Here is a 20,743-nt window from a genome sequence, read left to right as displayed (position 1 = left end):
TTCATCTTCCATCCAGTTCAGCATAAAATTCGAGGACGGCCTGTTTAAACACCCTGTCGCCAACCGCCAGCATATGGTCGCGCTTGGGAATATCGAGCGCGCGGGCATTGGGCATCAGCGCTGCGAGTTCGTGTGGCGATCCGGCAATATCATCCACAGTGCCAACGCCGATCAGGACGGGCATGCTGATTGTAGCAAGCTCGGCTGCGGAGACCAGATCGCGTGACGTTGAAATACAGGCGGCAAGCGCCAGCCGGTCGCTGCGGGTCTGCTCGGCAAAAGCGCGAAACATCCGTCCGCGCTCATGGGTCACATCATCAAGCGAAGGAGCCAGCAACGCATCGGCAATCGGATCCCAGTCGCCGACCCCGGTGGATATGCCGATGCCAAGCCCGCCAAACACCAGCGAGCGGACTCGCTGCGGAAAATCCAGCGCCATGAAAGCCGAAATCCGCGCGCCCATGGAATATCCCATGACATGCGCTTCAGCCACGCCAAGATGATCGAGCAGGGCTGCGGCATCCGCTGCCATGTTTTCAGGGTGATAGACTTCCGCTTCATGCGGCTTGTCACTCTGGCCATGGCCGCGATTGTCGAGTGCGATCACCCGGTAGCCGGCATCGCCCAACGTCTTCAGCCAGCCAGGATGCACCCAATTGACCAGGGCGCTGGAGGCAAACCCGTGGATCAGCAAAACCGCCGGGCCAGACGGATCGCCCTCGTCGAAATAGGCGATCTCCAGACCGTCATGGCGAAGGCGGGAAAAAGCGGGAGCGTTCAGATTCATCACAATCGGTCCAGTTGATAGTCGATCAATGTGGCGTGACCCGGCCCGCCGCCCCACACCATGCCATCCCCAATCTGCCAACAAGGGCAGGAAGACGCCAGACATCCGCAAGGGTTGCGATACGCAGTAGCCCTGCTGCATAAGTCGTAACCCCTGTAAGGTTCAAGAGTTTATCTGCCCATACCCCTGCAAAGGCACAGGAATTCTGTAAAAACAATCGGCAGCGCCCTGCATTGGCTCTACCCATTTCAAAAAAAGGCGGCTAATGTCCGGCGAAACCCAATCGCGGTGCATGGCGCAGCAGAGATGCGGATCACGCGCCATAAACGTTTCATATTCAGTTGAGTTTCCGGACCTTGCAGGCCTTGGAAACTGGGCAACAAGGCATTCGGAGCATAGACATGGCCGGTCATTCCATTCCCCACTTCCAGAACGACGGCGGACATCGGCTTGTCGAAATCGGCGTCAAGGAATTCATGTGCACCGGCGCGTCCGTTCCTTTCGATCATCCGCATATTTTCATCGACCTTGGCCATGACACCGAGAAGGTCTGCCCATACTGCTCAACGCTCTATCGTTATAACAGCAGCCTGAAGGCAACCGAAACCAACCCCGCAGGCTGCGTCTTTCACGTCAAGGCAGCCTAAGCGGCTCTCAGCGACGCGCCAGCGATCGGATCATCATCATGTCCACGAAAACCGTGGCAATTGTCGGCGGCGGCATAGCCGGTCTCGTCGCGTCCTTGTGCTTTGCCCGCGTGGGTATTGCGACCCGGATTTTTGAGAAAAGCCCGCAATTGCTTGAGGTCGGCGCCGGCCTGCAACTGACGCCAAACGTCACCTGGATTCTCAACGAACTCGGTGTTCTCGAAAACCTGCGCACGCGCTGGCATGAGCCGGATGTGGTGGCGCTCGCCTCCGGCATCAGCTTGAAACGCCTGTGCAACGTACCAGTTGGCGCCCACGCGAAATCCCGTTGGCAGGCGCCTTACGGCGTGTTGCATCGCGCAACGCTGCAACAGGCTCTTCTTGAGGCCGTGGCCCAAAATCCGCTTTGCTCCCTGACATTGGACCAGAGGGTTGAAAGCCCCGATGCACAAATCCTGCGCGATCCGCAGACCGGCGAGCGTCCCGACCTGCTGATCGCTGCCGATGGCGTCTGGTCGCGGCTGCGCAATTTCGTGGCTGGCGGCCCGGACGTGTCCTTCAGCGGCAGCATTGCCTGGCGCGTTACCCTTCCCCAGGCCGAAGCCCCCGCCTTTCTCGACCGACAGTCCGTAACGGCCTTTCTGGGGCCGAATGCCCATATGGTCACCTATCCCTTGCGCGATACCGACAGTACCAACATCGTGGCCATCGGCGCGGGCGTCGATCCCGGCGAAGGATGGGCAGCTCAAACGCAGGATAGCCAGGCTCTGCTGCTGGAGCGGGCCTTCAAAGGCTGGAATAGCGACATCTGCACCATGTTGGCGAATGCCAAGACCAACATGACCTTCTGGCCGCTGTTTCAGGCTGGAAATGGCCGTTGGCACAATGACAGGGATCTGGTGCTGATCGGTGATGCAGCCCATGCCATGCTCCCCTTCTCGGCTCAGGGCGCGGCGATGGCCATTGAAGACGCTTTCGAACTGGCCGACCTTGTCTCCAGCCTGTCCATCCCCCAGGCACTCACGGCTTATGAGACCAGTCGGCAAAAACGGGTCAGCGCCGTGCGCAAACGAGGGGCAATCAACAAATTCGCCTATCACGCCAAGGGGCCGCTGCAAATCGGGCGCGACGTCCTATTGTCCTTGCGCCCTTCCGATAGCTTTGCCCGCGATCTCGACTGGCTCTATGGCTACCGGCCTGTCTTGACGGACCGGTAGCCGTAAATTGTCCGATGCCTTCAACCAGAAATTGCTTTCGGATCAGACAGTTAAACAGTAGCTGCCGCAGCAAAACCACACTCCAGATCCGCCTGGAGATCGGCAACATCTTCAAGTCCGATCTGAAGACGAATCAACGGCCCGCCTGCGGGCGGCTTGGCGATGACGCGGTCGCCGACATTGGCCAATACCGCCAGGCTTTCGTACCCGCCCCAGGACCATCCAAGACCGAAAATCTGCAAGGCATCGAGAAAGGCATGCGCCTTGCGCTTGAACTGCGCCGGATCGCTTTCCTCCAGCACAAAGGAAAATATCCCCGACGCGCCTTTAAAATCGCGTTTCCAGATGTCATGACCGGGAAAACTGGGCAGGGCCGGATGCAAGACCCGCGCAACATCGTCCCTCGTCTCCAGCCATTCGGCAACGGTACGAGAGCTGCGATCGTGATGGGCAAGCCGAACCGCCATGGTTCTAAGACCACGCAGAACCATATAGCTGTCCTCTGCCGAACCGCAGAGGCCCATGGCGCCATTGGCAGCCTTAAGGCGCGGCCAGCAAGCGGCATTGGCCGAAACCGTCCCCATCAGAATGTCGGAATGGCCAGCCGGATATTTGGTTGCTGCCTGCATGGAAATATCAACACCGAAATCCAGTGGCCGGAAATAGAGCGGCGTTGCCCAGGTATTGTCCATGCTGACCACGGCGCCATGACTATGAGCGATGTCAGCCAGAAGGCGAATATCCTGCATTTCGAATGTGTTGCTGCCGGGAGCCTCGGCGTGAACCAGCTTTGTATTGGCGCGCATCAGCGATGCTAGTCCCGCGCCGATGGCAGGGTCATAGTATTCAACCTCGACACCCATCCGCTTCAACATTGTATCGCAAAAATGCCGGGCCGGGTCATAGACCGAATCGACGATCAGCGCATGATCGCCCGGCGATAGAAAGGCCAGAAAAGGGACAGTAATCGCAGCGAGGCCGGAGGGCAGTATAATCGTTCCAGCTGACCCTTCCAGCACGTCGATCGCATCGCAAAGCGCGTCCGTCGTCGGTGTGCCGCGGGTGCCATAGGTATATTTCTGCGTCCGTGTTTCCATGCTTTCGGCAGTCGGAAACAGCACCGTCGATGCCTTGACGATCGGCGGATTGACAAAACCATGGTAGCTCGAGGGATCATGGCCGATATGGCACAATTTCGTATTGGTGCCAGCGCTCGTCAACCAGTCTTTTTTGTCGGACATCCGCTATAACTGCCTTTTTTCATCTGCTGGCCGCCTGCCCGATCGAGCAACTTGCCAAGAGTTATGACTATCGAAAATAGCGGCGCAATCCACCTCGTTATCGGTTTATCGCCGCCGCTTCTCCACTTCTTTTTTTGAACAGGCCAGCCAATCATGGTCAAGCCTTCCCGCGTCACCGGGACAATGAAATTCAACGGCGCCATTTAGACTAAATTTTCATCACCAACTGCGGCTTTCCTGTGTTGTCGGCCTATTTTATGAGCAAAAAAATCGAATTGCCACTTTTCGACGCAATTTCCACCCATCAACACTTGACCATGAACCCATTTATGAATGTGATGGGCTTGCTAGGGTCACAACCCGGGCACCGGTGCATGGAGAGGGGCAAGAGCCGTGTCAGGCACCGGAGGGAAGACAAACAGAAAAAAGGTTGGGAAACATGAAAAAGACGCTCCTGTCAGTTGCGCTTGGCGCTGCGGCATTTGGTTTTGGCGCATCGGCAGCCTCGGCCGACACGCTGAGCGATGTTAAGGCAAAAGGCTTTGTTCAATGCGGCGTCAGCCAGGGCATTCCGGGATTTTCCGCTCCGAATGACAAGGGCGACTGGTCGGGTCTGGATGTCGATTATTGCCGCGGCATTGCTGCCGCCGTCTTCGGCGACGCATCCAAGGCCAAGTTTACGCCGCTGTCCAGTAAAGACCGCTTCCCCGCATTGCAGTCGGGTGAAGTCGATGTGCTGACGCGTAACACCACCTGGACGATCAGCCGCGACACCTCGCTCGGCTTCAACTTCCGCACCGTCAACTATTATGACGGCCAGGGCTTCATGGCGAAAAAGAGCCTCAACGTGAAGTCGGCTCTGGAACTGTCCGGCGCAGCCGTCTGCGTTCAGACCGGTACCACAACCGAATTGAACCTTGCCGACTATTTCAAGGCCAACGGCCTGAAATACAACCCGGTCGTGTTTGAAAAGGAAGACGACGCGACTTCGGCCTACGACGCCGGTCGTTGTGACGTCTACACCACCGACCAGTCCGGCCTCTATGCGATCCGTCTGAAGTTGAAGAACCCCGATGACAACATGGTTCTGCCGGAAGTCATTTCCAAGGAGCCGCTCGGACCGGCTGTGCGTCAGGGCGACGACAAGTGGTTCGACGTGGTCAGCTGGGTTCACTATGCCATGGTGAACGCTGAAGAAGCCGGCGTGACCTCCAAGAACATCGACGAAATGAAGGCCAATGGCGGTCCGGACGTCAAGCGCATGCTCGGCGCTGAATCTGGCAGCAAGCTGGGCACTGATCTCGGCCTCAAGGAAGACTGGGCTTACAATGTCATCAAGCTCGTTGGCAATTACGGCGAGGTCTTCGACCGGAATGTCGGTAATGGCAGCCCGCTGAAGATTGCCCGTGGCGTCAACGCTCTGTGGTCGAAGGGTGGCCTGCAATACGGCCCGCCGATCCGCTGATCCGCAACCGGGTCCGATAACCAACCCAAACCAAGCCTTTCTGGGGAGGCGGTGTCCGCACCGCCTCCTCATTGCAAAAGGGCAAGGACATGCGCACCCAAAACCAAGGGTGAAAAAGGGGGAAAAAGCCTCAATGGCAATACAGGATTCGAGCTCCTCTAAAACCGGATCGGTCAGCGCGGCATCGCTCATCTACGACCCGAAGGTCCGGGGCATATTTTATCAGGTGGTTACCTTAGTAATTTTGGTCGCCTTCATCTGGATGGTCGCCAATAATACCATTCACAATCTGCAAAAAGCCAATATCACCTCCGGATTCGGCTTTCTGCAAGGCCGCTCCGGCTTCGACATCGGTCAGCAGTTGATCAGCTACAGCAGTGATTCCACCTATGGTCGAGCGCTGGTCGTCGGCCTGCTCAATACGCTGCAAGTCGCCGTGGCTGGCATCATCACCGCCTCGATCATCGGCTTTGCCATCGGCCTTGGCCGGCTGTCGCACAATTGGCTTATCGCCAAGCTCTGCCAGGTCTATGTCGAGATTTTCCGCAATATTCCGCCGCTGCTGGTCATCTTCTTCTGGTACCGCGGCGTCATCGCCATTCTGCCGCAGGCGCGCGATTCCATTGCGCTGCCTTTCGATATCTATCTGAACAATCGAGGCGTCACTTTTCCGAAGGCGATTTTCGGCGACGAGGCCTGGCTGCTATTGCCAGCCATCGCGATAGGCATCGTTCTTTCCATTCTCGTCAGGAAATGGGCCCGCAAGCGCCAGATGGCGACAGGCCAACAATTTCCAATCCTCTGGTCGTCGCTGGCGTTGATCGTCGGCCTTCCAGTCCTGGTGTTTATGGCGATCGGCATGCCGCTCACCTTCGATCTTCCAATTGTCGGTCGATTCAACATGCAGGGCGGTTCGGTCGTCGGACCCGAGTTCACCTCGCTGTTTCTGGCGCTGTCCTTCTACACCGCCGCTTTCATAGCGGAAATCGTTCGCGGTGGCATCAAGGCTGTCTCCAAGGGGCAGACAGAAGCGGCCAGTGCGCTCGGCCTCAAGCATAGCCACACCTCGCGGCTCATTGTCGTGCCGCAGGCGATGCGGATTATCATTCCGCCGCTGACAAGCCAGTATCTCAACCTTGCGAAAAACTCCTCCTTGGCTGTTGCCATCGGCTTTGCCGATATCGTCGCTGTCGGTGGTACGATTCTCAATCAGACCGGACAGGCCGTCGAAATCGTTGCCGTCTGGCTGGCCGTCTACCTGACGATCAGCATCAGCACTGCAGTCTTCATGAACTGGTTTAATGCCAAGATGGCGCTGGTCGAGAGGTAATATCATGGCATTACACACCCCTGTATTCGTACGCACGGAGATGGTGTCCGCCTCTCCGGCACCCGCTGGCCAGATTGGCACGACGGCCTGGGTCCGCAAGAACCTGATTGCGACCCCGAAAGACGTTGTGCTGACCCTGCTGGCATTGGCCTTTCTGGCCTATATCCTGCCCGGCTTGATCAACTGGCTGTTCGTCCACGCTGTCTGGTCGGGCGCAGGCCGCATCGCCTGCCTTACCGTCTCTCAGGGCGGGGCATTGCCCGATGGCAGCGCTGGTGCCTGCTGGGCGTTTGTCGGCGCCAAGTTCCAGCAATTCATCTTCGGACGCTATCCGAGCGAAGAGATCTGGCGTCCATTGACCGTCATGATCCTGTTCGCCGTCCTGCTGGCACCCATGCTGATTCCGAAGGCGCCGTTCAAGGGTACCAATGCCCTGCTGCTGTTTCTGGTGCTGCCAGTAGTTTCCTTCTTTTTGCTCACTGGCGGCTTTGGCCTCGAGCATGTGGAAACGGCCCGTTGGGGCGGCCTGATGGTGACCCTGATTCTGTCCTTCTTTGGGATTGCGGTGTCGCTGCCGGTTGGCATCATGCTGGCGCTTGGCCGCCGGTCGACCATGCCGGTCATCAAGATGCTCTGCGTGATCTTCATCGAAGTGGTGCGCGGCGTCCCCTTGATCACCGTATTGTTCATGGCCAGCGTCATGCTGCCGTTATTCCTTCCCGATGGCTGGAGTTTCGACAAGTTGCTGCGCGCTTTGGTCGGTGTCTCGATCTTCTCATCGGCTTATATGGCTGAAGTCATTCGCGGCGGCCTGCAGGCCATCCCGAAGGGGCAGTTCGAAGGTGCCGACTCGCTTGGCCTGAGCTACTGGCAGAAGATCCGGTTGATCGTCCTGCCGCAAGCGATCAAGCTGGTCATTCCGGGCATCGTCAATACTTTTATCGGGCTGTTCAAGGATACGTCGCTGGTCTCGATCATTGGCATGTTCGACCTGCTGGGCATCGTCATCCTCAACCTGTCGGACTCCAACTGGGCAACGCCTGAGACAGCCGTAACCGGTCTGGTGTTTGCAGGCTTCATCTACTGGCTGTTCTGCTTCAGCATGTCGCGCTACTCGTATTTCATGGAACGGCACCTCGACACGGGCCACAAGCACTAGCATCTGTCGGTTTCGACCTGATCCGGCAGTTGCTTCATTCTTTCGTTCGTTTGTCGGGACAAGATCGACGTCCGGCTTTCCTGACAAACTCCACTTCTAGGAAACTCAATTATGGCTGAAGCTCAAACCTCCATCGAGAAAGCCCCGACCAAGACCGCAATCGAATTGATTGCCATGAACAAATGGTATGGCGAATTTCACGTCCTTCGTGACATCAACCTCAAGGTCGCGACCGGCGAGCGGATCGTCATCGCGGGTCCGTCGGGCTCCGGCAAGTCGACGATGATCCGTTGTATTAACCGGTTGGAGGAACACCAGACCGGACAGATTATCGTCGACGACATCGAGTTGACCAACGACCTCAAGAAGATCGATGAAGTCCGTCGCGAAGTCGGCATGGTGTTCCAGCACTTCAATCTGTTCCCGCATCTGACGATCCTCGAAAATTGCACACTGGCACCGATCTGGGTCCGCAAGATGCCGAAGAAGGAAGCCGAAGAAGTTGCGATGCACTATCTGAAGCGCGTCAAGATCCCGGAACAGGCCAATAAATATCCAGGCCAGCTCTCCGGTGGCCAGCAGCAGCGCGTGGCTATTGCACGTGCGCTCTGCATGAAGCCGAAGATCATGCTATTCGACGAACCGACCTCGGCACTTGACCCTGAAATGGTCAAGGAAGTGCTGGACACTATGGTGGGTCTGGCGGAAGAGGGCATGACCATGCTCTGCGTTACCCATGAAATGGGCTTCGCCCGCCAGGTTGCCGACCGGGTGATCTTCATGGACCAGGGCCAGATCGTCGAACAGAACGCGCCCGCCGAGTTCTTCGACAATCCGCAGCATGAGCGCACCAAGCTGTTCCTCAGCCAGATCCTGCACTAAAGTTTATCAGGGAAAAGCGGAATCCGGTTTTCCCGAACAGACAAACGAAACTAAGAGAAGCAAGAGTCTGTCTGGTTCAATCTGAACCTGGCAGACTCTTGGATCTAACCAGTGTCGACCGTTTGTCTGAAAAGCCATGACGAATTGCAGAATTTGTCATGGCTGTATTCGATAGAGCGACATTGTTGATGTCGCCCTCTCCGCCAAGGCTTACCCCCGCTCCTATAGCGCTTCAAACGAATTTATAAACCGCGCATTTTATAAGGTTTTGGGGCGAGCGGGCGGCCCTTGCACGGCCTTTGCCAGTGAAAACAGCAGGGGCTCCTGGAATGGAAATGCCATTAAATCCACCCCAACCGGCAGGCCTTCATATTGCCCTACCGGCACGTTTATGGCCGGCCATCCAAGCGCTGACGCTAGTACGCCATTGCGTTCGGGTCTCGACGGTTCACCGATCAGAAGAGCGGTGCGATGTTGAACAGGATAGGCCAGGGCATCAAGCCGATGCTCCCGCATAATCTGCTCGGTAAGCGTTCGCATCGTCTGCGTAACGGCAATCTTCCGGGCATAATCCAGCTTCGCCTCGCCCCTATCCGCCTCCAGTGCTGTTTTAAGCAGCATATGCATGGTCGAATGCGGCCAGCGCCCATCTTCGACATAGGTCTTGAAGCTACGGAGTGGGGCACAGGTATCCAAGCCGCTCAGCCAGCCATCGAATGCACTTTCAAATTCGTGCGCATGTAACGCCAGATCATTATATAACGATAGAGAATTGAACTGTGGTTCAGCGATATCGACAACAACGACATCGCTGCTGCGAAGCCGCTCAAAAGCAGCATCCAGGCATTGATTTATGCCGACATGCTCCCGACCTGTACCAAACAGCCCAGACAGCACACCGATGCGCATACCCTCGACTTTCGGCCACCGTGACACGTTAAGACCGTTCCTATCGAAATCTCGGGCCGCCAAACTCACGGCGTCGTCCGGATCAAAGCCAATCATCATCCGAAATGCCAGTGCCAGATCTTCGACCGTCCCCGCGAGCGGCCCCAGCACGTCCATGGTCGGCGAGACGGGAATCGTGCCGCTTCGGGCGATCAGCCCCCGGCTTGGCCTCAATCCGAAAACGCCGCAAACATGCGCGGGATTGCGGATCGAATTCACCGTTTCCGTACCTAACGCAACCGTACAGGCCCCAATCGCCACAGCAATGGCCGAGCCACCGGAAGATCCGGCTGGCGTACGGGAGGGATCGTATGGATTGAGTGACTGGCCGCCAAGCGAGCTTAATGTGCTTCCCGCACCCGCCAGTTCATCCAGATTGGTCTTGCCAATCACCACCGCGCCATGCTGCTTCAACCGGCGCAGTGCAAAGGCATCACGACGCGGCACATAGTCTTTAAGGGCGACGGCCCCGCCGGTCGTGTTCAGCCCAGCGGTTTCAATATTGTCCTTGACGGCAACAATCATGCCCCGTAGCGGAAGGTACTCACCCTCTTCATGCCGACGGTCCACCGATTTAGCCTCATCCAACACCAATGGATTGAGGCAGAGGAACGCATTAAGCTGCCCGAAAATCCGGAGGTTCTCCAGGCAACGTTCCGCATAAGCGACAGACAAGCCGAGCGTTGCCCCTTGATCCTCCACAACCATAAACCGCAAGCTCCGAGCGACAGCGTCGGACCGAAAAGAGGAAGCCGACTATCTTAAAGCCTAGGATTAGGCCGCCTCAATGGCCTTGGCAACGGCTTCGATGGCATCGTCGGCCTTGGCACCATCAGGGCCACCTGCCTGGGCCATATCAGGCCGTCCACCGCCACCCTTACCACCAAGGGCGGACGAGGCAATACGGACCAAATCGACGGCGGAAACCTTGCTGGTCAGATCACCCGTCACACTCGCGACAGCACTGGCTTTGCCATCCTCGGCAACTGCGATCAGCAGGACAACGCCAGACCCGAGTACAGATTTGGCCTCGTCGGCCATGCCCTTGAGATCCTTAGGATCAATCCCAGCGAGTTGCTTGCCGATAAATTTGATCCCACCTAACTCGCGCGGCACGTCGGCAGCGCCGGTTGAACCGCCGCCCATGGCAAGCTTCCGCTTGGCATCAGCCAATTCGCGTTCCAGCTTGCGGCGCTCGTCCACCAAAGCTTCGACGCGAGAAACGACATCGACGGGTTGGACTTTCAAGGCGGATGCCAGAGCTTTGACACGCTCGTCCTGTTCGGCCAGATAGGCACGGGCGGATTCGCCAGTCAGTGCCTCGATCCGGCGGACGCCTGCACCAACAGCGCTTTCCGCCACCAGCCGCACCAAGCCGATATCACCTGTCGCCGAGACATGCGTTCCACCGCAAAGCTCAATGGAATAGGGCCTGCCCGCCTTGGGACCGCGCACCGCCGTCCCCATCGACACGACACGCACTTCATCGCCATACTTCTCGCCAAACAGCGCCATGGCACCCTCGGCAATCGCATCATCCACCGCCATCAAGCGGGTGGTGACAGCAGCATTCTGGACAATAATTTCATTGGCCATGTCTTCTACGATCTTCAACTCCTCCGCCGTCACAGGCTTTGGATGAGAAATATCGAAGCGAAGACGCTCCGGCGCAACTAGCGAGCCCTTCTGTGCCACATGGCTGCCCAGCACATCGCGCAACGCCTCATGCAGCAGATGTGTCGCGGAGTGGTTGGCCCGTAGCCTGGAGCGACGAGCATGATCAACATTGAGCGCGACGACCGTACCGGCGCGAACAGTCCCTTCACGAACAGTGGCAACGTGGACAAACAGCCCCTCGCCCTTCTTCAAGGTATCGCGCACCTCAAGAACGAACCCATCGCCAACGATCTCACCTGTATCGCCAACCTGGCCACCAGATTCGCCATAGAACGGCGTCTGGTTGACCACGACCTGAACATTCTCGCCCGCAGTAGCTTGCTCGATCACCGCACCATCACGCACCAGCGCCTGAATTTCGCCCTCGGCGCTTTCGGCGGAATAACCGAGAAACTCGGTTGCGCCGTGCTTGTCCTTCAACTCGAACCAGACAGTTTCCATCGCCTTGTCGCCGGAGCCGGACCAACTGGCACGGGCTTCGGCCTTCTGACGCTGCATAGCATCGTTAAAGCCGGTGATATCGACGCCAATGCCACGGGCGCGCAGCGCATCCTGCGTCAAATCCAGCGGAAAACCGTAGGTGTCGTAAAGCTTGAACGCGGTCTCGCCGTCAATGCTATCACCCTTGTTCAGGGTGGCCGTGGCGTCAGACAGCAGCGAAAGGCCACGCTCCAGCGTCTTGCGGAAACGGTTTTCCTCGAGCTTCAAGGTTTCGGAAATCAACGCCTCGGCGCGGACCAGTTCCGGGTAGGCGCGCCCCATCTGCTGCACAAGCACAGGCAGAAGCTTGTAAATCATCGGATCGCGAGAACCGAGCAGTTCCGCGTGCCGCATGGCTCGGCGCATGATCCGGCGCAGAACATAGCCGCGGCCTTCGTTCGACGGCAATACACCGTCTGCAATCAGGAACGCAGAAGACCTCAGATGATCGGCAATCACCCGGTGGCTGGCCCGACGCTCACCTTCAGCCGGAACACCGGTGAGATCAACGGAAGCATCGATCAGCGCGCGGAACAGGTCGATATCGTAATTGTCGTGCTTGCCCTGCAACAGGGCGGCAACCCGCTCCAGGCCCATGCCCGTATCAATGGACGGACGCGGCAGATCAACCCGTTGCTCCTTGGTCACCTGTTCATATTGCATGAAAACCAGGTTCCAGATCTCGATGAACCGGTCGCCATCCTCATCGGCGGAACCTGGAGGTCCGCCCCAGATATGGTCGCCGTGGTCATAAAAAATTTCGGAGCACGGACCGCAGGGACCGGTATCACCCATTGCCCAGAAATTGTCGCTGGTGCCAATCCGGATGATCTTCTCTTCCGGCAGACCCGCAATTTTCTTCCACAAGCCGAAGGCCTCATCATCGGTGTGATAGACGGTGACACAAAGCTTGTTGCGATCAATGCCGAATTCCCGGGTAATCAGGTTCCAGGCCAATTCGATGGCATTTTCCTTGAAATAATCGCCAAAGGAAAAATTGCCCAGCATTTCGAAAAACGTGTGATGGCGCGCCGTGTAACCGACATTGTCAAGATCGTTATGCTTGCCCCCGGCCCGAACGCATTTTTGCGCCGTGGTCGCACGGGAATAAGGCCGATGCTCCAGTCCGGTGAAGACATTCTTGAATTGCACCATGCCGGCATTGGTGAACATCAAGGTCGGGTCATTGCGGGGCACGAGCGGGCTCGACGCAACGACTTCATGACCATTGGTCTTGAAGTAATCGAGGAAGGTCGACCGAATGTCATTTACGCCGCTCATGGGATGCCCTTGGAATAAGTGTCCGTTGCCGGACAGACGTCAGAAAACAACGGCTTTTATCGTCCGCCATGACGCCTGTCCAGCCTATCGAAAGAAAAGGGCCGGAGATGTAAATCCCCAGCCCGCAACAATGAACAGGTCCAACTGCCAGATAAGCGGTCCTGATCGATCAGGCGTCGTCAAGACCGACGCTGTCATTGGCGTCCGGACCGCCATTTTCAAGAAAACGCTCGGCGATCAGACCGGCATTCTGGCGAAGTGCTGTTTCGATTTCATCGGCAACCGCTGGGTTGTCGCGAAGAAAGATCTTGGCATTTTCCCGGCCCTGCCCCAAGCGCTGGCTATTATAGGAAAACCACGCACCGGCCTTCTCAACAATCCCAGCCTTGACGCCCAGATCGACCAATTCACCGGTCTTCGACACGCCTTCGCCATACATGATGTCGAATTCCACCTGCTTGAAGGGCGGCGCCATCTTGTTCTTGACCACTTTGACGCGGGTCTGGTTGCCAACGATCTCTTCCCGGTCCTTGACCGCGCCGATACGGCGAATATCGAGACGAACCGAAGCGTAGAATTTCAACGCGTTACCACCGGTCGTTGTTTCCGGGGAACCGAACATCACGCCAATCTTCATACGAATCTGGTTGATGAAAACCACCATGCAGTTCGAACGCGAGATCGAGCCCGTCAGCTTGCGCAGCGCCTGGCTCATCAACCGTGCCTGCATGCCCGGCAGGCTATCGCCCATTTCGCCTTCTATTTCAGCTTTCGGTGTCAAGGCCGCGACCGAATCGATCACCAGCACATCGATCGCCCCCGAACGCACCAGCGTATCGGTGATTTCCAGTGCCTGCTCGCCGGTATCTGGCTGTGAGATCAGCAAATTCTGGAGATCAACACCCAGTTTGCGGGCATAAACCGGATCCAGCGCATGCTCGGCATCGACAAAAGCGCAAACGCCGCCTTTTTTCTGGGCCTCGGCAATGGTTTGCAACGCAAGCGTCGTTTTACCGGAGCTTTCCGGTCCATAAATTTCAATGATACGGCCTTTGGGAAGACCACCAATGCCGAGCGCGATATCGAGGCTGAGAGAGCCTGTCGATACGGTTTCAACCTCCACGATTTTCTCGTTCGCGCCGAGCTTCATGATCGAGCCCTTGCCGAACGATCGCTCGATCTGCGACAGGGCCGCTTCCAATGCCTTGCTTTTATCCACCGTTTTGTCCTCTACGAGCCGCAAAGAATTTTGTGACATTTGAACCACCTTTAGGTTATTGAAGCCGCGTAGGCAACGGAACAGCAGACACGAACTACGTACATGGTTTGTTCCATTTTTGCAAGTCTTGCCCAAGTCTTTGTGTTTATTTTTTAATCTGACGGGTGTTCTCTTAATGTTTCCATAGCATTGGCCGTTAAGAGAAGATGGTTTTCAGCCCATCGCCCCCTTCGGAATGACGCCTTCGCGATTCGAATTTCCACTGTTTCCAGGAGGCTGGCAGGTATGAGTCTCGACATTCTCGTTCTGGGCGGCGCGCATATCGATCGGCGCGGACGCATCGATGCGGAAACCATTGCTGGCGCCAGCAATCCGGGGCGATGGCTGGAAGAACCGGGCGGCGGCGGCTTCAACGCGGCGCGCGCCCTGGCACGACTTGGATTGAATGTTGCCATGATCAGCCCCCGCGGCGGCGATGCGCTTGGCCAACGGGTGGCGGTCGCCGCCGAAGCGGCTGGCGTCGACGACCGGCCCTTCACCTTTTTGGATCGGAGCACCCCAAGCTACACTGCTATTTTGGAAAAAGACGGCAATCTGGTGATCGGCTTGGCCGATATGGAGCTCTACCGCTTGTTCTCGCCACGCCGGCTGAAAGTACGCGCCGTTCGCGAGGCTTTCGAAACCACACGCCTTGTGCTGGTTGATGCCAACCTGCCGCAAGAGACGCTGGAGGCGATTGCGGCCATGGCGCGTGAGCTTGCCAAACCTTTGGCCGGGATCGGCATTTCACCGGCCAAAGTGGTGCGATACGCCGACTGCCTCGATAGATTCGATATGCTGTTTCTCAACAGCGCTGAAGCAGCGGTTCTGGCTGGAACAAAACCGGATGACCCTTCTGATTGGCCGGATCTGCTTCGCGCCAAAGGCCTCCATGGCGGCGTTGTCACCAATGGTGCGGGACCGGTCGTGGCCTTTGATCCAAGCGGTGACTATGCCTTGACCCCGCCGCCACTGGACGCACTGGCCGACGTGACCGGAGCTGGCGATTCGCTTTGTGCGGGGGTGCTTTCGCAAAGAGTGAATGACAGTTCCTTGCCGCTGGCGCTGCGCCACGGTGTTGCCTTGGCTGGCCTGACCCTGCTATCTGACAGGGCAACAGACGAGGACCTCACCGCAGATCGCCTCGCCGCGCGCCTTGACCTTGTTGGCGAGCCGCGCGCCCTTTCCCGCCAAACGAGTTCCCGATCATGACCCGTTCGATTTCTCCGCTCCTGCCCATCGTATACGCCCGCGAAGTGGCTGCGGCCAAGACGCGCAATGCGCCTATTGTCGCTCTGGAATCCACCATTATCACCCATGGCATGCCCTATCCGAAAAATGTCGAGATGGCGCAAAGCGTGGAGGCAATCATTCGCGACGGTGGTGCGGTCCCGGCGACCATCGCCGTGATTGAAGGCGTTTTACATATCGGGCTGGAAGAAGATCAGTTGCAAAAACTGGCGCAAATGACTGATGTCCTGAAGGTCTCTCGTGCCGATCTCGCCTACGCCATTGCCGAACGCCGCACCGGCGCTACCACGGTAGCCGCGACGATGATCGCTGCCGCCCGCGCCAATATTTCGGTTTTTGCCACCGGCGGCATCGGCGGCGTGCATCGTGGCGCAGAAGAAAGCTTTGACATTTCAGCGGACCTGGAAGAACTGGCCCGCACCCCTGTCATCGTCGTCTGCGCCGGAGCAAAAGCTATTCTTGATATTCCCAAGACATTGGAAGTCCTGGAAACCCGTGGCGTACCTGTCGTGACTTACGACAGCGACGAATTTCCAGCCTTCTGGTCGCGGGAATCAGGTTTGAAAAGCCCACTCAAACTGGAAAGCCCGGCGGCAATTGCCAATTTCCAGAAGGTACGCGACCAATTGGGCATTGATGGTGGCATGTTGATCGCCAATCCCGTGCCGGAAGCAGAGGAAATCGCGCGCGAGGAAATGGAAATCTATATTGGTCGGGCGCTGGCCGCGGCTGAACGCGAGGAAATCACTGGCAAAGCCGTGACGCCTTTCCTGCTCGACGCAATCTATCACCTCACCGACGGCCGCAGCCTGACCACCAATATCGCGTTGGTGGAAAACAACGCGCGTCTTGCAGCGGAAATTGCCGTCGCGATGCTGTAAGCCACTGATATCAAGCCAGATTGGGGGCGACAATGTCCCCGATCAGGCTCGACGACAGATTATTGTCGTTGTTTTATCGTCGGATATCCGTGCTGCAAAGGCTTGCCATCAAATTTCATTCTGCAATTTGTTAGTATTCATTTTCTCTCTCTTTCTACCTGTGCCCAACGGCAGGCATCAGGACAAGACGGTAAAGACTTCCTGGGCGATACGAGGCTCTCAACCTCCCGTATTCAGAGGATGATTCTCGTCCGGCCCCTCTTCAAAGCCGTCTTCTCGCTGCGTCTTCAAAGGAAATTTGCAAGAAGGACTTGCGGAACACAACTGGAACAGATAGCGTATGTTCTGTATTTGTTTCATAATTCAAAGGGTAGGTCCCAATGCTGACTCGCAAGCAACAGGAACTTTTGCTGTTTATACACGAGCGCATGAAGGAGTCTGGGGTGCCGCCCTCCTTCGATGAGATGAAGGACGCTCTGGACCTCGCCTCCAAATCCGGCATTCACCGGCTGATCACCGCTTTGGAAGAGCGCGGCTTCATTCGTCGCTTGCCAAATCGAGCTCGGGCGCTGGAAGTGATCAAACTGCCGGAGGCCATGACCTCCAGCATACCGCCTCGGCGTACGGGATTTTCGCCATCCGTCATCGAAGGCAGCCGAGGCAAGTTGCAGGCAGTGCCATCCGCTCCGGCCAAACCGGTCGAGGAAGTACGCAATTCCTCATCCATACCTGTCATGGGCCGTATCGCGGCAGGCGTGCCGATCTCCGCTATCCAGAACAACACCCATGACATTTCCGTGCCGATGGAAATGCTGGGCAGCGGCGAACATTACGCCCTTGAGGTCAAAGGCGATTCGATGATCGAAGCCGGCATTCTCGATGGTGACACGGTGATCATCCGCAATGCGACCACGGCTAATCCGGGTGATATCGTCGTTGCTCTGGTAGACGATGAGGAAGCCACCTTGAAACGCTTCCGCCGCCGTGGGGCGTCCATCGCGCTGGAAGCTGCCAATCCGGCCTATGAGACACGGATTTTCGGACCGGACCGGGTAAAAATTCAGGGCAAGCTTGTCGGTCTTATTCGTCGCTATCACTAAGCTCGCTGACATCTCCGGCGCCTGACTGGAGGTCGTCGCTGGCAGCAGATGGAACATTGTCGTGGACCGGACCATTCGGTCGATCATAACGATTGCTGCGCCAGTCGAAATAGCGATGGCGGGTCCAGGGCCGATACTGATTTTGAAATGCCGTAACGATATGCAGCGTTCGGGTGGCGGGATCACCAAGCGTGATCTCCATTGCACCGAACCGTCGCAGATCGTTACGAGTCAGGACTTTCGGGGGACGTGACAGCATCGGTCCAGCGCTAACGGCCTTCTCAGTTTGCAAGAAGGCCAGAGGTTCGCCCGATTCTATTAGGGACGGGGAATTCTGGTCCGAGTTTGAGGCGCCGCCCTTCAGTTGGCTATCCGTGGGCACTGCAATACCCTGCCCCGGTACCGTCGTTGCACTGGCTGCAGAAATGTCTCCCGCCTGCGTTCGGCTGATCGTTTGGGAGCGAACGGACGGGCTGCTGTTGTCAGATGGCAGCATGTTACCATCGGCCATGATCCGTTCAATTTCAACGTCCGCCCCAGTCGCGTCTTCCGTAGGCTCCCGGGTAACGGTGGTTTCGGTTTTTTCTGAGGGAATAGTGGATGCTATCGGCGCCTTACATTCGGCATCACGACCGGCCTCAGTCGAAACGATCAGGTCGGACAGGGCGCAAGCGGCCTGGCTGTAGTCGCGGTTCTGCACCAGGCTGACTGTCCAACCATTGCTGAGCCTCGCGAGACAAAAAGCATCAGTTCGGCAATGGAAAAGATCAGGTTTTTTATCGGCCCTATCCTTTGCCGTCGTCATCTCCGCCATCGCCTGTTGCGGCTCTACCGGCTCTCTTCCCTTGGTTTTTTGGCCACCCGTCTTTGTTTTTCCGGCCCGCGTTGCTTCCCGCGCCTTGTCCTCGCCTTTCCCCGCGCCCTGTTGGCTTGTTTCCATTTCGACAGCGGCCAGCTTGGGCAATATTTCAGGCGCAATCGGATCGGCAATGTCGAGCACTGAGCGCCATTGGTTGAAAACGAAACTCGGCGGACGCTTCTTGTTGGTGGCAACGGTCAAAACATCGCGGTCGTCGGTCCGAAAGAGAGCGAACAGTTGGCCATCTTCGGTTATAGCGAGATCGGGAAGTGGCGGATCGGTTTTTATCGCCTCATAGCCAAACGCCGTCAGCATCATCGCCACACCAATCAGCCTCAGCCGCGTCTTCATCAGGGTCAGTATCAGCAGGCCGGCTGCCGAGACCGGCAGAAACCACCACTCGAACCGGCCGAAGGTGAAGCCAGTCCCCCAGCTCGCGACCTTGCTGGCAATCATCAACACGCCCTCAAGGCCAAGCCCCATCAACTGGATCGGCCATTGGTCCAGACCGAACGGCATGAGCAGCACGCCGATCATCGCCGCTGGCATGACAAGCATCGACATAAGGGGAGCCGCCAGGAGATTTGCCTCCAACCCATGCAATCCGACCCGGTGGAAATGCGCCGCTGAAAACATCGCTGTGGAAAAACCGCCAAGTGCTGAGGTCATCAGAATGCCGCTGACCAGCGTCATCAACGGCTTCAGCACTGTCAGCGCCGGGATCGCCGGCAGGATGGGAGGCATTCTTGGGCGCTGGCGCCAAAGGTCGAAGCCGGCGATCAGGGCAAAGGTGGCTGCAAAGGACATTTGCAAGCTCGGTCCCATGACCTGGGACGGCGAGAGGAGAATCACAAGGATAGCCGCCAGCGCGGCATTGCGCAGGCTGAGCACAGGTCGGTCGAAGAAAGCCGCCGACAGCATGATAACCATCATCAGATAAGCGCGCTGGGCGGCAATGTCGTAGCCGGAAATGAGAAAATAGCCGGTCGTGGTGGCTATCGCCCCTGCTGCGGCAATCTTCTTGATCGAGCGGGCCTCCGCCATGCCAGGCACAAGGCTCAGGAGCCGCCGGATCCCCACGAAGAACAGCCCACCGGCCAGTGCCATATGCAGACCGGAAATCGAGATGATATGGGCAAGGCCGGAAACGCGAAGATCGTTATTGGCCTCCTCCGAAAGGCCGCGCCGCTCGCCGGTCACAATCGCCACGGCAAACGCACCCGCGTCGCCCGGCACGATGGCCCTGATACGATCAGAAATGCCATTGCGCAATTCCTGTGTCGTTTCATCCAGCTTGATTCCGGCACGCTCCCAAAAATCCGGTGGCGCTATCTCTGGTCCCGGCAGAAATGGCTTGGGTGGCTGGTAAAAATAGCCGATTGCCCCGGTGCCCGCAAAATAGGAGGCAAAGGCAAAATCGTTCAAGCCCGGCAAAGCCGGTCCGGACGGCGGGGAGAGCCGCGCCCTGCCCTCAATCCAGTCGCCGGGGTTGAAGGGAACATGCTTGCCGCGGGCCAGAAGCGCGACCTGCTGTGGCATACGCTTGAGACTAGGGTAGCGCGTTTGATGCAGTGCAATCACATATCTTTGATTGCCGTCCGCATTTGGTTCTACCGAAACCACTTTGCCGCGCACCACCGTCGTCACTGCACTGTCGATGATGATCGTGTCCAGACGCGCGGTTTGCACATCGGCTAGCAACATGCCAGCAAGACCGAGAGTTGCAATGCCGCAGACGGCGGCCAGGACAGGATGACGGTAACGAACCCGCAGCCAGACCACTCCGGCTGCACAAAAAGTCAGGAAGATCGGCAGACGGGGAAGGTCCTGCGGACGGGTAAGCCACCAGATCGCACCGAGACCAAGCAGAACGGGTAAAAACAGAAATGTCCGACCATAGGCAAGCTCCTGCAGAACATCCCGGTGGAGAGCACGCAGAAGGCGCTGCCAGCGGGAGACCAGAAGCGGCGATGCGCTGAAGTGGCCCTCGAAATCAGGGGCTTCCGCCTCGTCCTCCGGGTCTATGTGCGGACGCCGTAGAACCTCGTCAAACAGGGTTTTGGAAGAGCGACTATCCCATGGCAAGCCGCGCGCCGGACGCGCCTCTTTTTGCCTGACCAGTTCCCATTCCGCCGTATCCGGCATCGATCCTGCCGTCGCCCCGGTGCCCTGCAATGCCACACGCCTTCAAAGCGCTGAAAACGAGCGGCGAGGCCCCTGAAAATTGCTTTTATGATAATTCGGCAACAAAACTTACCTTGCCGCTAACGGCAGACTATC

At 57.4% G+C, this 20,743-nt stretch carries 17 protein-coding genes; 9 read left to right on the top strand and 8 right to left on the bottom strand.

Annotation, left to right across the window (positions count from 1 at the left end; genetic code table 11):
- Position 1 precedes the first annotated feature (1 nt).
- The gene (locus tag IEI95_RS16800) at positions 2-787 is read right to left on the bottom strand and encodes an alpha/beta fold hydrolase (protein WP_156536121.1); all 786 of its coding nucleotides are present in this window, start codon (positions 785-787) and stop codon (positions 2-4) included.
- A 248-nt stretch (positions 788-1,035) separates the two neighbouring features.
- Entirely contained in the window at positions 1,036-1,200 is a 165-nt protein-coding gene (locus IEI95_RS16795; protein ID WP_156536292.1) for a hypothetical protein, read from the bottom strand.
- Here IEI95_RS16795 and IEI95_RS16790 point away from each other — a divergent pair.
- Positions 1,189-1,434 (top strand): zinc-finger domain-containing protein, encoded by a 246-nt coding sequence (locus IEI95_RS16790; RefSeq protein WP_015916247.1) that lies wholly within the window; start codon positions 1,189-1,191, stop codon positions 1,432-1,434. The genes IEI95_RS16795 and IEI95_RS16790 overlap by 12 nt on opposite strands.
- 38 nt (positions 1,435-1,472) lie before the next feature.
- Positions 1,473-2,651, top strand: coding sequence for an FAD-dependent monooxygenase (locus IEI95_RS16785; RefSeq protein ID WP_156536291.1), 1,179 nt, complete (start codon positions 1,473-1,475; stop codon positions 2,649-2,651).
- Positions 2,652-2,701: 50 nt separating this feature from the next.
- Here IEI95_RS16785 and IEI95_RS16780 read toward each other — a convergent pair whose 3' ends face one another.
- Positions 2,702-3,892, bottom strand: a complete 1,191-nt coding sequence (locus tag IEI95_RS16780) for a cystathionine beta-lyase (protein ID WP_156536290.1) — start codon at positions 3,890-3,892, stop codon at positions 2,702-2,704.
- A complete protein-coding gene (locus IEI95_RS16775; protein WP_156536289.1) occupies positions 3,868-4,095 on the bottom strand; it encodes a hypothetical protein in 228 nt (75 codons plus the stop codon). Before IEI95_RS16775 ends, IEI95_RS16780 begins: the two co-directional genes overlap by 25 nt.
- A 236-nt stretch (positions 4,096-4,331) precedes the next feature.
- On the opposite strand from IEI95_RS16775, the gene IEI95_RS16770 reads away from it, so the two are divergent.
- The 4 genes from IEI95_RS16770 to IEI95_RS16755 all read left to right on the top strand — a co-directional run bounded on the left by IEI95_RS16770 (position 4,332) and on the right by IEI95_RS16755 (position 8,728).
- A complete protein-coding gene (locus tag IEI95_RS16770) occupies positions 4,332-5,357 on the top strand; it encodes an amino acid ABC transporter substrate-binding protein (RefSeq protein WP_174089206.1) in 1,026 nt (341 codons plus the stop codon).
- A gap of 133 nt (positions 5,358-5,490) precedes the next feature.
- Positions 5,491-6,687 carry an amino acid ABC transporter permease gene (locus IEI95_RS16765; protein WP_194416797.1) on the top strand — a complete coding sequence of 399 codons (1,197 nt, stop codon included), beginning with the start codon at positions 5,491-5,493 and terminating at the stop codon, positions 6,685-6,687.
- Between the two features lie 4 nt (positions 6,688-6,691).
- Positions 6,692-7,846: an amino acid ABC transporter permease gene (locus IEI95_RS16760; RefSeq protein ID WP_194416796.1), complete on the top strand. Its 1,155-nt coding sequence runs from the start codon at positions 6,692-6,694 to the stop codon at positions 7,844-7,846.
- A 111-nt stretch (positions 7,847-7,957) separates the two neighbouring features.
- Complete coding sequence (locus IEI95_RS16755) at positions 7,958-8,728, top strand: amino acid ABC transporter ATP-binding protein (RefSeq protein WP_015916253.1); 771 nt, start codon at positions 7,958-7,960, stop codon at positions 8,726-8,728.
- Between the two features lie 258 nt (positions 8,729-8,986).
- On the opposite strand, the gene IEI95_RS16750 is transcribed toward IEI95_RS16755, so the two are convergent.
- The 3 genes from IEI95_RS16750 to recA all read right to left on the bottom strand — a co-directional run bounded on the left by IEI95_RS16750 (position 8,987) and on the right by recA (position 14,372).
- A complete protein-coding gene (locus IEI95_RS16750; RefSeq protein WP_194416795.1) occupies positions 8,987-10,384 on the bottom strand; it encodes an amidase in 1,398 nt (465 codons plus the stop codon).
- Between the two features lie 66 nt (positions 10,385-10,450).
- Entirely contained in the window at positions 10,451-13,114 is a 2,664-nt protein-coding gene (gene alaS, locus IEI95_RS16745; protein WP_156536286.1) for an alanine--tRNA ligase, read from the bottom strand.
- Between the two features lie 169 nt (positions 13,115-13,283).
- Positions 13,284-14,372 carry a recombinase RecA gene (gene recA / locus IEI95_RS16740; protein ID WP_015916255.1) on the bottom strand — a complete coding sequence of 363 codons (1,089 nt, stop codon included), beginning with the start codon at positions 14,370-14,372 and terminating at the stop codon, positions 13,284-13,286.
- 246 nt (positions 14,373-14,618) lie between these two features.
- Between recA and IEI95_RS16735 the strand changes: the two genes are divergently transcribed.
- The 3 genes from IEI95_RS16735 (at position 14,619) to lexA (ending at position 17,604) form a co-directional block, all read left to right on the top strand.
- Entirely contained in the window at positions 14,619-15,584 is a 966-nt protein-coding gene (locus IEI95_RS16735) for a carbohydrate kinase family protein (RefSeq protein ID WP_156538107.1), read from the top strand.
- Complete coding sequence (locus IEI95_RS16730) at positions 15,581-16,504, top strand: pseudouridine-5'-phosphate glycosidase (RefSeq protein WP_015916257.1); 924 nt, start codon at positions 15,581-15,583, stop codon at positions 16,502-16,504. Before IEI95_RS16735 ends, IEI95_RS16730 begins: the two co-directional genes overlap by 4 nt.
- Before the next feature lie 380 nt (positions 16,505-16,884).
- The gene (gene lexA, locus IEI95_RS16725) at positions 16,885-17,604 is read left to right on the top strand and encodes a transcriptional repressor LexA (protein ID WP_060717064.1); all 720 of its coding nucleotides are present in this window, start codon (positions 16,885-16,887) and stop codon (positions 17,602-17,604) included.
- On the opposite strand, the gene IEI95_RS16720 is transcribed toward lexA, so the two are convergent.
- Positions 17,585-20,644, bottom strand: coding sequence for a ComEC/Rec2 family competence protein (locus IEI95_RS16720; protein ID WP_194416794.1), 3,060 nt, complete (start codon positions 20,642-20,644; stop codon positions 17,585-17,587). The genes lexA and IEI95_RS16720 overlap by 20 nt on opposite strands.
- Positions 20,645-20,743 lie beyond the last annotated feature (99 nt).

The sequence above is a fragment of the Agrobacterium vitis genome (genome assembly GCF_014926405.1).
Lineage (GTDB): Bacteria > Pseudomonadota > Alphaproteobacteria > Rhizobiales > Rhizobiaceae > Allorhizobium > Allorhizobium vitis_H.
The sequence above is the reverse complement of the archived record's forward strand: the minus strand, read 5'-3'. Positions and strand labels throughout refer to the sequence as shown.

What these genes read in the sequence shown, in the direction of transcription:
- IEI95_RS16750 (WP_194416795.1), bottom strand. Translation starts at nt 10,384, where the DNA reads ATGGTTGTGGAGGATCAAGGGGCAACGCTCGGCTTGTCTGTCGCTTAT.
- IEI95_RS16780 (WP_156536290.1), bottom strand. Translation starts at nt 3,892, where the DNA reads ATGTCCGACAAAAAAGACTGGTTGACGAGCGCTGGCACCAATACGAAA.
- IEI95_RS16760 (WP_194416796.1), top strand. Translation starts at nt 6,692, where the DNA reads ATGGCATTACACACCCCTGTATTCGTACGCACGGAGATGGTGTCCGCC.
- IEI95_RS16775 (WP_156536289.1), bottom strand. Translation starts at nt 4,095, where the DNA reads ATGGCGCCGTTGAATTTCATTGTCCCGGTGACGCGGGAAGGCTTGACC.
- IEI95_RS16800 (WP_156536121.1), bottom strand. Translation starts at nt 787, where the DNA reads ATGAATCTGAACGCTCCCGCTTTTTCCCGCCTTCGCCATGACGGTCTG.
- IEI95_RS16795 (WP_156536292.1), bottom strand. Translation starts at nt 1,200, where the DNA reads ATGACCGGCCATGTCTATGCTCCGAATGCCTTGTTGCCCAGTTTCCAA.
- IEI95_RS16735 (WP_156538107.1), top strand. Translation starts at nt 14,619, where the DNA reads ATGAGTCTCGACATTCTCGTTCTGGGCGGCGCGCATATCGATCGGCGC.
- IEI95_RS16790 (WP_015916247.1), top strand. Translation starts at nt 1,189, where the DNA reads ATGGCCGGTCATTCCATTCCCCACTTCCAGAACGACGGCGGACATCGG.
- IEI95_RS16765 (WP_194416797.1), top strand. Translation starts at nt 5,491, where the DNA reads ATGGCAATACAGGATTCGAGCTCCTCTAAAACCGGATCGGTCAGCGCG.
- lexA (WP_060717064.1), top strand. Translation starts at nt 16,885, where the DNA reads ATGCTGACTCGCAAGCAACAGGAACTTTTGCTGTTTATACACGAGCGC.
- IEI95_RS16730 (WP_015916257.1), top strand. Translation starts at nt 15,581, where the DNA reads ATGACCCGTTCGATTTCTCCGCTCCTGCCCATCGTATACGCCCGCGAA.
- IEI95_RS16785 (WP_156536291.1), top strand. Translation starts at nt 1,473, where the DNA reads ATGTCCACGAAAACCGTGGCAATTGTCGGCGGCGGCATAGCCGGTCTC.
- IEI95_RS16770 (WP_174089206.1), top strand. Translation starts at nt 4,332, where the DNA reads ATGAAAAAGACGCTCCTGTCAGTTGCGCTTGGCGCTGCGGCATTTGGT.
- alaS (WP_156536286.1), bottom strand. Translation starts at nt 13,114, where the DNA reads ATGAGCGGCGTAAATGACATTCGGTCGACCTTCCTCGATTACTTCAAG.
- IEI95_RS16755 (WP_015916253.1), top strand. Translation starts at nt 7,958, where the DNA reads ATGGCTGAAGCTCAAACCTCCATCGAGAAAGCCCCGACCAAGACCGCA.
- recA (WP_015916255.1), bottom strand. Translation starts at nt 14,372, where the DNA reads ATGTCACAAAATTCTTTGCGGCTCGTAGAGGACAAAACGGTGGATAAA.